Genomic DNA, 14,862 nt, shown 5'->3' on the forward strand with positions numbered 1-14,862 from the left:
CGGAAAACTTGCACGGTGGCGAGTCGGGCAAAAAATGGGCGTTCTGGCTTTGTGCGTATTGGTTGCAGCGTACGTAATGTCTTCCAATTTCATGGCGTGGAGTAAGTAGGGGAGATATAGCCACTATAAACATATGGTTATATGCGTATATGGCCCTTAAAAAGGGCTTGTGGCAAGGGTTTTGGTGCGGTGCATTGTGGGTGTTCTGGTATGGAATCTTATTCTTTGGGGTGGAGTGTTGGCGAATGTTGTCATTGTGACTTGAAATCTTGCTTGGTGCTGCTGGGTTGCGGTGTTGCTTTGGTGTTGTGTTGTGTTGTGTTGTGTTGTGTTGTGTTGTGTTGGTTTGGCTCGGCTTGGCTTGGCTAGGGTAGTCTGGTCTTGCTGCGTGCCGATGTACTGGGTCGGTGCTTTTCTTTCTCCGGTCGGAACGGAGCGCCGGGGGCGGCCCGGCAGCCGCTCACTTTTCTTGCTCCGCCAAGAAAAGTAAGCAAAAGAAGGCGGCCCCTAAGTGCCAGCCCCTGCGGGGTTCCCGGCGGAGCGCGCTGAAAAATGGGCAAGGCAAAGTCGCTGCGCTCCGGTTGCCTTGCTGATCCATTTTTCACCACGCTCCGCCGGCTGGCCCACAAGGGGAAATACCATCCTCCTCGCCTGCGGCATCGGGATTGAGGCTCGCCTGCGGCATCGCGCGACCTGTTCCTCGCCTGCGAAATCGCCTCTGCTTAGCTTCATCTTCGGCCTCGCGTGGTTTCAACTTCGCCTGCCGCTCGTTGGCATGTCGCTCGCCTGCGGCTTCAATGCGTTGGCTCGCTATCTGATGTAATCCGTCGTTCCTGCGAAAGCAGGAACCCAGCGTCGTTCGTTGCGATCCTTCAGCGCCGGCATCCATCACACACGTGTCACCAGCAGCCAATCCAGACTCGCCATCCACACAATTCGTCGCCCCTGCGAAAGCAGGGGCCCAGCGTCGTTCGTCGCGCTTCGTCGGTGCCCGCGTCCGTCACTCACGCTGCAGCAAACTTAATCACCAGCTCTGAAAACAGACCCGTCATCCCGGCGAAGGCCGGGATCCGGCGTCGTCATCCGCATCCCTCCGTCAGGCCTTGCTGACCGAACGGTTCCAGTAATCCGCCTGCGCATAGACCTCCTTCAGGTAGTCGATGAAGAAGCGCGTCTTGGCCGGCAGGTGCCGTTGCTGCGGGTACACCGCCATGATGTCGTAGTGGGGCAGGGCGTAGTCGTCCAGCACCGTCACCAGCTCGCCCGAGGCCAGCTGGGACTGGATCTCCCAGGTCGAGCGCCACGCCAGGCCCAGGCCTTCGCCGGCCCAGCGGTGCAGCAGTTCGCCGTCGTTGCAGTCGAGGTTGCCTTGCACCTTGACGATCACCGGCTTGCCGTTCTGTTGGAAATACCAGCCGCGCTGCTGGCCGCCCTGCAGGTTGAAGGCCAGGCAGTTGTGCTGGGCCAGGTCGTCCAGCGTCTTGGGCATGCCGTTCCTGTGCAGGTATTCCGGCGAGGCGCAGACCACGCGGCGGTTGCTGGCCAGGCGCACGGCGACGAAGCTGGGCTCGATGGCGCCGCCGATGCGAATGCCCAGGTCGTAGCCTTCGCGCACCAGGTCGACCACGCGGTCGGTGAGGTTGAAGGAGATCTGTACCTCCGGGTGCGCGGCCAGGAAGGCCGGGGCATGCGGCGCCACGTGCAAGCGGCCGTAGGCGGCCGGGGTGGAAACCACCAGGTGGCCGGTGGCCTTGTGGCGGCCCTCGGCGATGCTCTTTTCGGCCGTCTCCATTTGCTCCAGCAGCTTGCGGCAGTGGTCGAGGAACACGCTGCCCTGTTCGGTCAGCGTCAGATGGCGCGTGGTCCGGTGCATCAGCTTGGTGCCAAGGCGCTTTTCCAGCGCGTCGATGCGCCGGCCCATCATCACCGGCGTTACCTGTTCTTCCAGCGCGGCCGCCGCCAGGCTGCCTTTGTCGACCACGGAAACAAAGGCTTCAATCTGTTTGAGTTTGTCCATAATCCGATCTCATTCGATACTTTGGATATGTTTCCATACTTTTGGTCGGTAATAAACAGATTTTTAATGTTCTTATCAAGCGAAATTGTAGCGACTAGGATTTGCTCCAGACATCAGCGAACGGCGTGTCACGGTATCCCACCGGGGCCGGCGCCGCCACCTTACAGGCAATTCTGGAGAACAACATGGCAAAGATGAGAGCAGTCGACGCAGCGGCCTACGTGCTGGAAAAGGAGGGCTGCCTGCAGGCCTTCGGCGTGCCGGGCGCGGCGATCAACCCGTTTTACTCGGCTTTGAAGCGCCACGGCGGCATCAAGCATATTCTGGCGCGCCACGTCGAAGGCGCTTCCCACATGGCCGAGGGTTATACCCGCGCCAAGGCCGGCAACATCGGCGTGTGCATCGGCACCTCGGGCCCGGCCGGCACCGACATGATCACCGGCCTCTACTCGGCCCAGGCTGACTCCATCCCCATCCTGTGCATCACCGGCCAGGCGCCGCGCGCCCGCCTTTACAAGGAAGACTTCCAGGCGGTCGACATCGAGTCCATCGCCAAGCCCGTCACCAAGTGGGCCGTCACCGTGCGCGAGCCGGCGCTGATCCCGCGTGTATTCCAGCAGGCCTTCCACCTGATGCGCTCGGGCCGTCCCGGCCCGGTGCTGATCGACATGCCCTTCGACGTACAGATGGCCGAGATCGAGTTCGATCCCGACACTTATTCGCCGCTGCCTGTCTACCGCCCGTCGGCCACCCGCGCCCAGATCGAGAAGGCGCTGGCGATGCTGAACGAATCCGAACGTCCGCTGCTGACCATCGGCGGCGGCGTGGTCAACGCCGACGCCGCCGCGCTGGCCGTGGAGTTCGCCGAGCTGACCGGCGTGCCGGTCATCCCCACGCTGATGGCCTGGGGCGCGATCCCTGACGACCACCCGCAGATGGCCGGCATGGTCGGCCTGCAGACCAGCCACCGCTACGGCAACGCCACCATGCTGGCGTCCGACTTCGTGCTGGGCATCGGCAACCGCTGGGCCAATCGCCACACCGGTTCGGTGGACGTGTTCACCAAGGGCCGCAAGTTTGTCCACGTCGACATCGAGCCGACCCAGATCGGCCGCGTGTTCGGCCCCGACTACGGCATCGTCAGCGACGCCGGCGCGGCGCTGAAGCTGTTCGTCGAGGTGGCGAAGGAACTGAAGGCGGCCGGCCGCCTGCCGGATCGCTCGGCCTGGCTGGCCGAATGCCAGCAGCGCAAGAAGACCATGCTGCGCCGGACCAGCTTCAATGAAACGCCGGTCAAGCCGCAGCGCGTGTACGAAGAGATGAACCGCGCCTTCGACCGCGACACCTGCTACGTCGCCACCATCGGCCTGTCGCAGATCGCCGCCGCGCAATTCCTGCACGTCTACAAGGATCGCCACTGGATCAACTGCGGCCAGGCCGGCCCGTTGGGCTGGACCATCCCCGCCGCGCTGGGCGTGGTGGCGGCCGATCCCAAGAAGAAGGTGGTCGCCATCTCCGGCGACTATGACTTCCAGTTCATGATCGAAGAGCTGGCCGTGGGCGCGCAGTTCAACCTGCCTTACCTGCATGTGCTGGTGAACAACTCCTACCTTGGCCTGATCCGCCAGGCGCAGCGCGGCTTCGACATGGACTACTGCGTGCAGCTGGCGTTCGAGAACGTCAACGCGCCGGAGCTGAACGGCTACGGCGTGGACCACGTCGCCGTGGTCGAAGGCCTGGGCTGCAAGGCCATCCGCGTGACCGACCCCAACGCCATCCAGGACGCCTTCGCCCAAGCTAAGCGCCTGATGAACGAGTATCGCGTGCCGGTGGTGGTGGAGATCATCCTCGAGCGCGTCACCAACATCGCCATGGGCACCGAGATCGACGCCATCAACGAGTTCGAGGAACTGGCCACCAAGCCGGAGCACGCACCGACCGCCATCAGCCTGCTGGACTGAACCCGCACGCTGCCTTCGCGCCGATCCGAAGAGGAGACAAAAGTCGCCGGCAAGAGCGACGCCCTGGCGATACTCGGATACTTGTCGTCCTGACGAAGGTCAGGACCCAGTGTCGTTGAGCTGCCCGTGGATCGCGACGCAAGCCACTGGATCCCGGCCTGCGCCGGGATGACGATGAAATGAATGGATGGATCTGATTGCCCATAAGGAATGACATGACCAAACTCGCCGCCAACCTCACCATGCTGTTCACCGAACAGCCGTTCCTGGAACGCTTCAAGGCCGCCGCCGATGCCGGCTTCAAGGCCGTGGAGTTTCTGTTCCCGTACGCCTTCGACGTCGAACAGATCGCGCAGCAACTGCGCGCCAACAGGCTGCAGCTGGTGCTGCACAACCTGGCGGCCGGCAACTGGGACGCCGGCGAGCGCGGCATCGCCTGCCATCCCGAGCGCGTGGCCGAGTTCCGCGCCGGCGTCGACGAGGCGATCCGCTATGCACGCGCGCTGGAAGTGCCGCAGCTGAACTGCCTGGTCGGCATCCTGCCCAACGGCGTCTCGCGCGAAGCCGCCCGCGAAACCCTGGTCGGCAACCTGAAGTACGCCGCCGGCAAGTTGAAGGAGCACGGCATCCGTCTGCTGATCGAGCCGATCAACAGCTTCGACATCCCCGGCTTCTTCCTGAATACGACCAAACAGGCGGTGGAGCTGATCCTGGCCACCGGCTCGGACAACCTGTTCGTGCAGTACGACATCTATCACATGCAGCGCATGGAGGGCGAGCTGGCCAACACCATCAAGGCCAATCTTTCGCTGATCGGCCACGTGCAGCTGGCCGACAACCCGGGCCGCTTCGAACCCGGCACCGGCGAGATCAACTATCGCTACCTGTTCCGCTTCCTCGATGAGATCGGCTACGCCGGCTGGATCGGCTGCGAGTACAAGCCGCGCGCCGGGACCAAGGAGGGGCTCGGCTGGATCAAGGAACACGGCCTCTGATCGCGGGCGGCAGAACGTCTCCAGCGGCGTTGCTTCGCCTTGCCGTGCTGAAGCACTGTCTGCGGCGGCGCGCCTTGCCGGCGACGCTCTGCCTCCCGCGATCTCCAAGGCCTTTTTGGAAATTTTTATACATAAAGGAGAAATAGCATGGCAAAAGTCGGATTCATCGGCCTGGGCATCATGGGCGCACCGATGGCGGAAAACCTGCAGAAGGGCGGCCACAAGCTCTACCTGCACGACCAGAAAAACCCGCCGGCGGCACTGCTGGAAGGCGGCGCCACGGTTTGCACCTCGGGCGCGGAAGTCGCCAAGCGCGCCGACATCGTGATCGTCATGGTGCCGGACACCCCGCACGTGGAAGCGGTGCTGTTCAGCGAGAAGGGCGTGGCCGAAGGCCTGTCGGCCGGCAAGATCGTGGTCGACATGAGCTCGATCTCGCCGATCGCCACCAAGGGCTTCGCGCAAAAGATCAACGCGCTGGGCTGCCAGTACCTGGACGCGCCGGTCTCGGGCGGCGAGGTCGGCGCCAAGGCGGCTTCGCTGACCATCATGGTCGGTGGCTCGGAGTCGGCCTTCAACGATGTGAAGCCCTTGTTCGAACTGATGGGCAAGAACATCACACTAGTCGGCGGCAACGGCGACGGCCAGACCACCAAGGTGGCCAACCAGATCATCGTCGCGCTGAACATCCAGGCCGTGGCCGAGGCGCTGCTGTTCGCCTCCAAGGCCGGCGCCGATCCGGCGCGCGTGCGCCAGGCACTGATGGGCGGCTTCGCCTCCTCGCGCATCCTGGAAGTGCACGGCGAGCGCATGGTCAAGCGTACTTTCAATCCGGGCTTCCGCATCGAGCTGCACCAGAAGGACCTGAACCTGGCCCTGCAAGGCGCCAAGCAACTGGGCATCAGCCTGCCCAACACCGCCGCCGCGCAGGAGCTGATGAACGCCTGCGCCGCCAACGGCATGAGCGGCCTGGACCACTCGGCGCTGTGCCGTGCGGTGGAGATCCTGTCCAACCACGAGATTGCCAAGGCATCCTGATCGGGCTTGCCGCGGCATGACAAACGTCGCCGGGTTCCTGCCTGCGCAGGAACGACGAGCAGGGGATCGGCTCGAGCAGTCGAAGGTTCCAGCCACCATCTTCGTGTCGTCCTGACGCAGGTCAGGACCCAGCGTCGTTCAGCATTGCGTCGAACCACGACGAAAGCCACCGGGTCCCCGCCTGCGCGGGGACGACGTGTTTTTGAGGCGCCCGTTTGCCTGCAGCACCTTTCCAACAACAACCAAAACCATTTTCCGGAGACCCACCATGCGCCGCCAACGCCAGGCCAAAATCGTCGCCACCCTCGGACCCGCCAGCGCCACCCCGCAGATGATCCGCGCGCTGTTCGAGGCCGGCGCCGACGTGTTCCGCTTCAACTTCAGCCACGGAACCCATGCCGACCACCAGGCGCGCTACCAGATCGTGCGCGAGGTGGAGCGCGAGATCGGCCGCCCGATCGCGGTGCTGGCCGACCTGCAAGGCCCCAAGCTGCGTATCGGCCAATTCGCCGACGGCAAGGTCACGCTGCTGCAGGGCCAGACCTTTACGCTGGATCGCGAGGCGCGGCCCGGCGACGGCAGCCGCGTCTGCCTGCCGCATCCCGAGCTGTTCGAGGTCATCACCGCCGGCCAGGCGTTGCTGCTGGACGACGGCAAGCTGCGCCTGCAGGTGGAGCACAGCGACGGCGCCCGCATCCGCACCCGCGTGGTCAACGCCGGCGTGCTGTCGGACCGCAAGGGCGTCAACGTACCCGACGCCGTGCTGCCGATTCCCGCGTTGACCGAGAAAGACCGGCGCGACCTGGCCTTTGCGCTGGACATGGGCGCCGACTGGATCGCGCTGTCCTTCGTGCAGCGACCGGAAGACGTGTTCGAGGCGCGCGGCCTGATCGGCAATCGCGCCGCCGTGTTGTCGAAACTGGAGAAGCCGGCCGCGCTGGACCGCCTGGACGAGATCGTGCAAGCCTCCGACGCCATCATGGTGGCGCGCGGCGACCTCGGCGTGGAGCTGCCGCCGGAGCAGGTGCCCGGCACGCAAAAGCGCATCCTGCGCGCCTGCCGCCAGCACGGCAAGCCCATCGTGATCGCCACCCAGATGCTGGAATCGATGATCACCGCGCCGGTGCCCACGCGCGCCGAAGTGTCGGACGTGGCCAGCGCCATCTACGACGGCTCGGACGCCGTGATGCTGTCGGCCGAATCGGCCAACGGCGCCTATCCGCTGCAGGCCGTGGCCATGATGGACCGCGTGATCGCCGAGGTGGAGCGCGATCCCTTGTATCGCAACATGCTGGACGCCCAGCACGAGGCGCCGCAACCCAACCGCTCCGACGCCATCTGCTCGGCGCTGCGCGACGTGGCCGGCATCGTCGGCGCCACCACCACCGTGACCTACACCAGTTCCGGCCACACCAGCCTGCGCGCCGCGCGCGAGCGACCGATGGCGCCGATCCTCTCGATCACCCCGCAACTGGCCACGGCGCGCCGCCTGGCCCTGGTGTGGGGCGTGCACTCCACCATCAGCGACCAGATCCACAACGAAAGCGAAATGGTCAGCGCCGCCTGCCAGACGGCGCTGAAAGAAGGCTTTGCCAAGCAGGGCGACCAGATCGCCATCACCGCCGGCATGCCCTTCGGGCAGCCGGGCAGCACCAATTTGCTGCGGTTGGCGGAGGTGTGGGGATAAATAAACGGAAGCGTCGCTGCGATGGATGCTTCTTGAACGGGCTGCGAGGGTGAAACCGCGCAGCCCGTTTTCATTGCCGTCTACTTCACCTGGCGGAAGCGATAGAAGTTGCCCGGTTCGACGAAGCGCACTTCCAGCCGGAGCGGCGTCGCCGAGAATCTGTCGTGGGCCAGTGTATGGCCATCAAAAGAAACGCCGTCCGCATCATAGGCGGCGCGGTAGTTGACGATCTTCGCTTGCAGGAAATGGATGCTGCCGTCGGGATCGCGACCCACGCCCAGGCAGGAGCCGAACAAGCTGGGCAGTTTGTAGATCCGGCCATCCTTGCGGGCGATCAGGTACACCGACATATGCCGCGATCCGGTGCCGCTGGTGGCGCCGATGCCTTCCACGCAGTAGTGGCCGGCGCTGCGATACAGCGTGGCGGTCCGCCCCAGGTCTTCCGGATAGACGCTCTCGCCTGGAAAGGCGAGGGCGTGCTTGAACTGGTATTGCTTTCCTTCGATGCGAATGCTGTGTGCTGGCGATACATTGATCTGGTCGCCGTCACCGGAAAAGAGCCGGTGCGGCAGGGACGCGTAGAAAGCGTCGTAGCCATTGAAGGTTTGCGGCTCCGGAGTTTGGGCGCATAGCCAGGGAGCAGCCAGCAATGTCAACGCGGCAAGCGGTCTTTTCATGTGAGGCGGCACGGTGAAAATGTCGTAACAGTGTGCCAAAAGAGGCGCGCAAGCGAAGCGAAAAAGTGTCGCCGTCGTGGCGCCGTGGAGCTGTTGCCGGCGCAGGCCTGCCAGTGGCAAGGGTGAGGCGGCGATGCCTACTTGCCCAGAATGCCTGCTTTGGCAGAGCCTTGCACTTCGATCTTTTCCCCCATTACGGTCTTGCTTTGTTTTTCCTCGATCCACACTGCGGAGTAAGCCTCGCTGAGCTTTCCGCGCACCAAGTAGATCTTTCCCGCCTCCGGCGTGAAGCTGACGGTACCCTTGACGTTGTAGACGGTGCTGACCATCGACAGGATGGGGGCGGCGTAGTGGGTCTTGGCCGAGATGTCGACGCTCAGCGGCGCGGCCGGATCGGGTGCTCCACGCGTTGCACCGTCATGACCATGCCCCGACCCTGGTTGGCGCGGATGGTTGTGTACAGCGCGTTGTCAATCTCATTGCCGTTGACCGACAGGGTGTAGAAGATATCTGCCTTTCGTGCCGTGGCGACGTCGGCCGAGTCCTTGAGGACGGCGGTCGGTCCTGCGTAGCCTTCGGGCAGGGCGGTCTTGAACGTGGCGCAGACGGACAGCGCAAGGGCGCAGCCCAGCAGCAGGCCGCTGCGAAGCATTGCTTTCATCTGGAGTCCTTGACCTGCCGTCCTGTCGCCAGGGCGGCATCCGGTTCAGTCGTTACTGCGCGAGTTGTTTGAAGCGCGGATCCTGGATCACTTCCTTGATCAGGTTCTGGACCGACGGGCCGAAGGCTTGAGCGACTTCCTGGCAGGCCTTGTCGGCGACGAAGCTGCCGGAGAACGGCCATTTCGAGTTAACGGTGAAGCTTGCGTTCTTGGCGTTCGAGATCGTCAGGACAAACATCCAGGCGCCGTCCGACATGCCGGAGCTGAAGTCGATCTGTTCCAGCTTGCCGCTGATCTTGATATCGGACGCGGGATCGTAGGCGCTGGCGAGCTTCAGTTCGTCGATCAGGGCACCTTCGATATAGCGCTCAAAGCTGGGTACGACGCGCACCGGGCCGGCGGCGCGGCAGGTGATCGAGGCTGCGCCCGGCTTGGTGGCGGTGAACGGCAAGACAGCGACCGGCTTGATGCCGGTTGCCTTGATGGCGTTGACGTTGGCCGGTGAGACGCCGTAAGGGCTGGCCTTGTAGGCGCAGCCGGAGAGTGCGGTAATAGCGAGCAGCGAGATTGCGATAACGGACTTCATTGTTCTCTTTCTTGGTCAGTTTCTACTTCTGGTTGGTAAAGCGGTCGCCGCCACATTGCTGTGCGGACAGCCGGATACGGCCAGGTCTCGGCGCGGGAGTTGAAGATAGCGACGGTATGCCAGTGCCTCCCGAAAATGGCGAGCAGTTGAAAGCGATGGCTTTCAAGGAAGGCGTGCGAATGGTTCCCCCAATGCATGTCTGACTGTGTCGTGCAGATCTGTATTCCCCCGAGCCGGAACGTTGGCGCCTATTCCCCAACAGGCCGACGTATCCGGTGGTTACCGTGCAATGGTAAATCAAAGTTAAGGAAAAAGCAGACTTAAAGAGCCGTGCCGGTGGAAAACGCCGGCGCATGGCAAGGGCTGTATCGATGCGGCCCCTTCATTGCCTGGCGCCGGTCAACAAGAAAAAGGCGCCCGCAGACGCCCCGATCAAGGCCGTGCGCGCGGACTCCGGTCCGCGCGCTTCGCATCAGTTAATCGCTTTGGCGAATTTTTCGTCGTCCACCAGCTGCTCAACATTGATCTTGATCGTCTCATTCATGGCGCCGAACGCGTTGGCGAATTTGGCGGTGCGGCGCTGGGTGTTTTCCACCGCTTCGAAGAGCACCGCCTTGGTGACCGCGTCGGACAGGGTATATTTGATGCGCAGGGTCCAGTCGACGCTGTAGCCTAGGTCATCGATCAGGAATTCCTGGATTTCGCCGGAGAGCACTTTGGATGGATCGTTGGGTTTGATGCCCATGAAGCGCAATTCGGCGAAGACGGCGTCCCGTACGAACTTATTGACGTCACGATCAATCTTGATCTCGCCCATCGCGGTGTTGCGGATCTGATTGGAGGTGATCGGCTTGTTTTTGTTTTGGGTCTGCGCCGGATAGGTGAAGTCGTTCACGGACAGCGAGCCCGAGGCACTCTTCACGGAGCTGGGTGCGTAGTTCACCGGAATGGGGGCGCCTGCGCAGCCGGCGAGGATGAGGGTGGCTGCAATCAGAGGCAAAAACTTCATTTTCATGGGAAGCACTTTCTTATGGTTGTTGATGGGATCCATCTATTGGCGCATCTGGAACTGCAACTGCAAAGACTGCCCTGACGGGCAATTCGGTGGGCGCGCGCATCCCGCGGCGGCGACAATGGCATCGCGCATCTGCAGCAGATGCCTGCGACAGATGCGCGAGGCGCATAGGGCGGATGGGTTGGCCTGAATGTGGAGCGTGAGCGGTCGTGGCCGCTCAGGACGGATACATCACGCAAGATTCCCCTCGTGCGTTTATTGTTGTGATTTCAAGTTGTTTGTTCGATCGGCAACGACGTCGGGAACCCCTCCCCGCGCATGCTCCGAAGGCGAATAATTCTCATCGAGCGGTAAATTAAAGTAAAGAAAAAGATGTGCGTAAGGCGTTCGGAAATGACAAAGGCGTCCATGGGACGCCTTTGTGCATCGACTTGCTGACGCAAGGCTGACGATGGGCTGACGGTGTACGGCCTAGAACTGCTCCCATTGACTGTCGGCCGCCGAAGACGCCGGCGTTGCCGCGCGCGGCAATGTCTTTGCCTTGGCGGCAGGCGTGTGGATGATCGGCGCCGCAGCCTTCGGCAAGGTGCGCAGGACGGGCAGGGCAGGTACGTTTTCTTCCAGCTTGAACACGCTCACCGCCTGCGTCAGCTGCGCCGCCTGGTCCTGCATGGCCTGGGCCGCCGCTGCTGCCTGTTCCACCAGCGCGGCGTTCTGCTGGGTCGATTCGTCCATCAGGGTGATGGCGCGGTTGATTTCTTCGATGCCGGTGCTCTGTTCGGAGCTGGCGGCGCTGATCTCGGCGACGATGTCGGTCACGCGCTTCACGCTGGCGACCACTTCGGTCATGGTGGCGCCGGCCTGGCCGACCAGGCGGCTGCCGGTGTCGACCTTGGCGACCGAGTCGTCGATCAGCAGCTTGATCTCCTTGGCGGCGGTGGCGCTGCGCTGGGCCAGGGAGCGCACCTCGGAGGCGACCACCGCGAAGCCGCGCCCCTGTTCGCCGGCGCGGGCGGCCTCCACCGCCGCGTTCAGGGCCAGGATATTGGTCTGGAAGGCGATGCCGTCGATCACGCCGATGATGTCGACGATCTTGCGCGACGATTCATTGATCGAAGCCATGGTCTCGACCACCTGGCCGACCACCGCGCCGCCTTCGACCGCAACGTCGGATGCCGAGCCGGCCAGCTGGTTGGCCTGGCGCGCGTTGTCGGCGTTCTGCCTGACGGTGGAGGTGAGTTCTTCCATCGCTGACGCTGTTTCTTCCAGCGAGCCGGCCTGCTGCTCGGTGCGGGAGGAGAGGTCGAGGTTACCGCTGGCGATCTCCTGCGAGGCGTGATGGATGGTGTCGGTGCCGCTGCGTACGCGCTCGACGATGTTGCACAGGTTCTCGTTCATCATCTTCAGGGCTGCCATCAGCTCGCCGGTTTCATCCTTCGATCCGACTTCGACGCGGGCGCTGAGGTCGCCCTCGGCCACGCGGCGCGCCACGGCCACCGCCTTGACCAGCGGCCGGGTAATGCTGCGCGTGACCAGCAGCGCCACGCCCGCGGCCAGCAGCAAGGCCACCACGGCCAGGCTGTTGATGACGATGCGGGCGCTGGACGAATCCTGCGCGGCGGCCTCGCCGGCGGCGTCCATCAGGCCCCCCTGGTAATCGAACATGGCGTCGAGCGCGATGAAGTACTTGATCTGCACCGGCATGAACTGCTGCGGCAGGTAGGCGCGGGCCTCCTCGAGCTGGCCGGCCTGGGCCAGCGCCATCAGCTTGTCGCGCGCCGGCACATAGGCATCGCGCGCGGCGATGGCGGCTTGCACGAAGCGTGTGTCTTCGTCGCTGCGGGCGACGTCGCGCAGCTGCGCCAGGCCTTCGTTCATCTTCCGGTCGGCGGCCGCGGCGTCGGCGGCGAGCGCCTTGATGCGCTCGGCATCGCTGCTCAGCATGATGTCGCGGATGTCGAGTGCGATCTTGTTGACCTGGATCTGCACCGTGTTGGCCAGCACCGTCTTGGGATAGCGATCCTTGACGATCAGGTGGATGCCGTCGGCCAGGCGGCCGAGTTGCAGGTTGCCGAGGACGGCGATGGCCATCAGCAGCGCAATCACGGCGCCGAAACCTATGGCGAGGCGAACGCCGATTTTCATGTTGGAGAGATTCATGGTAGACCTTGTGCGCTAGCGTTGTTCGGGCAAGAAAAAAGGATGGACGTAGGCGAAGGGGCGGCGCACCGGCGCAGATGCAGACGCACGTGTGCGCACGCATCCGGCGGATGAGCGGTGACGGCACGGCGATGCGATGCGGTGGCGACGATTCCCTTCGTTGCCTGGATTGCAAGTCTTGTGCCCAAGGCGGGCAAGTGTGTTCTTGTTGTGCGGCGGCCGTTGGCCGGTGTGAACGGCCTGTGCTCTTGTCATGCTGGGCGTCGTCGCAAGCGGCTCCGGGTGGGAGCGCTTGCGATCCGCTGGGCGACGCCTGCGGGCATCCCTGCATGCCCGGGTAAAGCGGTATTGCGTTTTCTAGCGGGCCGCCTCGGCCAGTTCGAACGAGAGCGCGTTGTGGCGCTCCAGTACGGCGCCTAGGTCGATGGTGGTGCAGTGTCCCTCGCGCACCACCACGCGGCCATTGATGATGCTCCAGGCGACATTGCCCGGCGTGCAGAACACCAGCGCCGCCACCGGATCATGCAGGCCGCCGGCGAAGCCGATCTGGCGCGTGTCGAACAGCACCACGTCGGCCGACATGCCCGGCTTCAATGCGCCGATGTCGTCGCGATTGAGTACCTTGGCGCCGCCCAGCGTGGCGATCTCCAGCGCCTGGCGCGCGGTCATCGCGTCGGGGCCGAAACCCACGCGTTGCAGCAGCATGGCCTGGCGCACTTCGCCCATCATGTGCGCGGAGTCGTTGGAGGCGCTGCCGTCCACGCCCAGGCCGACCGGCACGCCGGCGTCGATCATCTTGCGGATGGGGGCGATGCCGGAGGCCAGCCGCATGTTGGAGCACGGACAGTGCGCCACGCCGGTGCCGGTGCGGGCAAACAGCTCGATGCCGTGGTCGTCCAGCTGTACGCAGTGGGCATGCCAGACGTCGTGGCCGACCCAGCCGCAGTCCTCGGCATATTCGGCCGGGGTCATGTTGAACTTCTCGCGGCTGTAGGCGATGTCGTTGACGTTCTCTGCCAGGTGAGTGTGCAGCGAGACCTTGTAATGGCGCGCCAGGTCGGCCGCCTCGCGCATCAGGTCGCGCGAGACCGAGAACGGCGAGCAGGGCGCCACTACGATGCGCTGCATCGCGTGGCGGTCGGCGTCGTGATAGGTCTCGATCAGGCGGCGCGTGTCCTTCAGGATGTCTTCCTCTTCTTCCACCACGCGGTCCGGCGGCAGGCCGCCCTTGGACTGGCCGACGCTCATCGCGCCGCGTGCGCCGTGAAAGCGCATGCCGATTTGGGCGGCGGCTTCCAGGCTGTCGTCCAGGCGGGTCTTGTTGGGATAGATGTAGAGGTGGTCGCTGCTGGTGGTGCAGCCGGAGAGGATCAGCTCGGCCATCGTGGTGAGCGTGGAGACCTTGATCATCTCGGGCGTCAGGCCGGCCCAGATCGGGTAGAGGTTGGTGAGCCAGTTGAACAGTTCGCCGTTCTGCGCGGCGGGAATCGCGCGCGTCAGGCTCTGGTACATGTGGTGATGGGTGTTGACCAGGCCGGGGATGGCGACGTGGTGTCTGGCGTCGATGATGTCGTCGGCTTGCTGCGGCAGGTCTGCGGTGTTGCCGACTTGTTCGATGACGTTGTTGCGGATGAAGATGGCGCCGTCTTTGATTTCTTCGCGGGTGTCGTTCATGGTGACGACGACGGCGGCGTTCTTGATGAGCAGGGTTTTTTCTTGGGCTTGCTGTGGCATTTCAGGGACTCCTGGTTTCCTTGTCGGTTGGTGGTGTTGCTGGCTTGATCGGTGCAGGTGACAGTGGAGTCCCTTGTTGTCCCTATTAACGCTGCGGCCGGGTGGGTTGGTGCTGGTGTTGCTGTGCTGTCTTGCTGTTGTGTTGTTGTGAGGCTGTGGTGGTGCTGCTGTTTTTGTGGGTAGTCTGGTCTTGCTGCTTGTTGCTGCTCTGGCTTTGATGCTTGCTCTCTCCGGTCGGAACGGAGCGCCGGGGACGGCCCGGCAGCCGCTCACTTTTCTTGCTCCGCCAAGAAAAGTAAGCAAAAGAAGGCGGCCCCTAAGTGCCAGCCCC

The 14,862-nt window shown here is 63.6% G+C and carries 12 protein-coding genes; 4 read left to right on the plus strand and 8 right to left on the minus strand.

What is annotated here, in order from left to right:
• Positions 1-1,096: 1,096 nt before the first annotated feature.
• Complete coding sequence (locus tag J8I26_RS14625) at positions 1,097-2,017, minus strand: LysR family transcriptional regulator (protein ID WP_209607835.1); 921 nt, start codon at positions 2,015-2,017, stop codon at positions 1,097-1,099.
• Positions 2,018-2,202: 185 nt separating this feature from the next.
• On the opposite strand from J8I26_RS14625, the gene gcl reads away from it, so the two are divergent.
• The 4 genes from gcl (at position 2,203) to pyk (ending at position 7,698) form a co-directional block, all read left to right on the plus strand.
• Positions 2,203-3,978 (plus strand): glyoxylate carboligase, encoded by a 1,776-nt coding sequence (gene gcl, locus J8I26_RS14630; RefSeq protein ID WP_209607836.1) that lies wholly within the window; start codon positions 2,203-2,205, stop codon positions 3,976-3,978.
• A 215-nt stretch (positions 3,979-4,193) separates the two neighbouring features.
• A complete protein-coding gene (gene hyi / locus J8I26_RS14635) occupies positions 4,194-4,973 on the plus strand; it encodes a hydroxypyruvate isomerase (RefSeq protein ID WP_209607837.1) in 780 nt (259 codons plus the stop codon).
• A gap of 147 nt (positions 4,974-5,120) precedes the next feature.
• On the plus strand, positions 5,121-6,011 hold the full coding sequence (gene glxR, locus J8I26_RS14640; RefSeq protein WP_209607838.1) for a 2-hydroxy-3-oxopropionate reductase: 891 nt from the start codon (positions 5,121-5,123) through the stop codon (positions 6,009-6,011).
• Positions 6,012-6,279: 268 nt separating this feature from the next.
• Complete coding sequence (gene pyk, locus J8I26_RS14645; RefSeq protein WP_209607839.1) at positions 6,280-7,698, plus strand: pyruvate kinase; 1,419 nt, start codon at positions 6,280-6,282, stop codon at positions 7,696-7,698.
• An 80-nt stretch (positions 7,699-7,778) separates the two neighbouring features.
• Here pyk and J8I26_RS14650 read toward each other — a convergent pair whose 3' ends face one another.
• The 7 genes from J8I26_RS14650 to J8I26_RS14680 form a co-directional block, all read right to left on the minus strand.
• Positions 7,779-8,495 carry a hypothetical protein gene (locus tag J8I26_RS14650; protein WP_209607840.1) on the minus strand — a complete coding sequence of 239 codons (717 nt, stop codon included), beginning with the start codon at positions 8,493-8,495 and terminating at the stop codon, positions 7,779-7,781.
• Between the two features lie 17 nt (positions 8,496-8,512).
• Positions 8,513-8,704 carry a hypothetical protein gene (locus J8I26_RS14655; protein WP_209607841.1) on the minus strand — a complete coding sequence of 64 codons (192 nt, stop codon included), beginning with the start codon at positions 8,702-8,704 and terminating at the stop codon, positions 8,513-8,515.
• A 47-nt stretch (positions 8,705-8,751) separates the two neighbouring features.
• A complete protein-coding gene (locus J8I26_RS14660) occupies positions 8,752-9,036 on the minus strand; it encodes a hypothetical protein (protein WP_209607842.1) in 285 nt (94 codons plus the stop codon).
• Between the two features lie 52 nt (positions 9,037-9,088).
• On the minus strand, positions 9,089-9,622 hold the full coding sequence (locus J8I26_RS14665) for a hypothetical protein (RefSeq protein ID WP_209607843.1): 534 nt from the start codon (positions 9,620-9,622) through the stop codon (positions 9,089-9,091).
• Positions 9,623-10,094: 472 nt separating this feature from the next.
• Positions 10,095-10,673 (minus strand): hypothetical protein, encoded by a 579-nt coding sequence (locus J8I26_RS14670; protein WP_209607844.1) that lies wholly within the window; start codon positions 10,671-10,673, stop codon positions 10,095-10,097.
• Between the two features lie 435 nt (positions 10,674-11,108).
• Complete coding sequence (locus tag J8I26_RS14675; protein ID WP_209607845.1) at positions 11,109-12,797, minus strand: methyl-accepting chemotaxis protein; 1,689 nt, start codon at positions 12,795-12,797, stop codon at positions 11,109-11,111.
• A gap of 357 nt (positions 12,798-13,154) precedes the next feature.
• Positions 13,155-14,531, minus strand: a complete 1,377-nt coding sequence (locus tag J8I26_RS14680; RefSeq protein WP_209607846.1) for an 8-oxoguanine deaminase — start codon at positions 14,529-14,531, stop codon at positions 13,155-13,157.
• Positions 14,532-14,862: the final 331 nt, after the last annotated feature.

The sequence above is a fragment of the Herbaspirillum sp. LeCh32-8 genome, from assembly GCF_017814915.1.
In the GTDB taxonomy this organism is placed as follows: Bacteria; Pseudomonadota; Gammaproteobacteria; order Burkholderiales; family Burkholderiaceae_D; genus Herbaspirillum.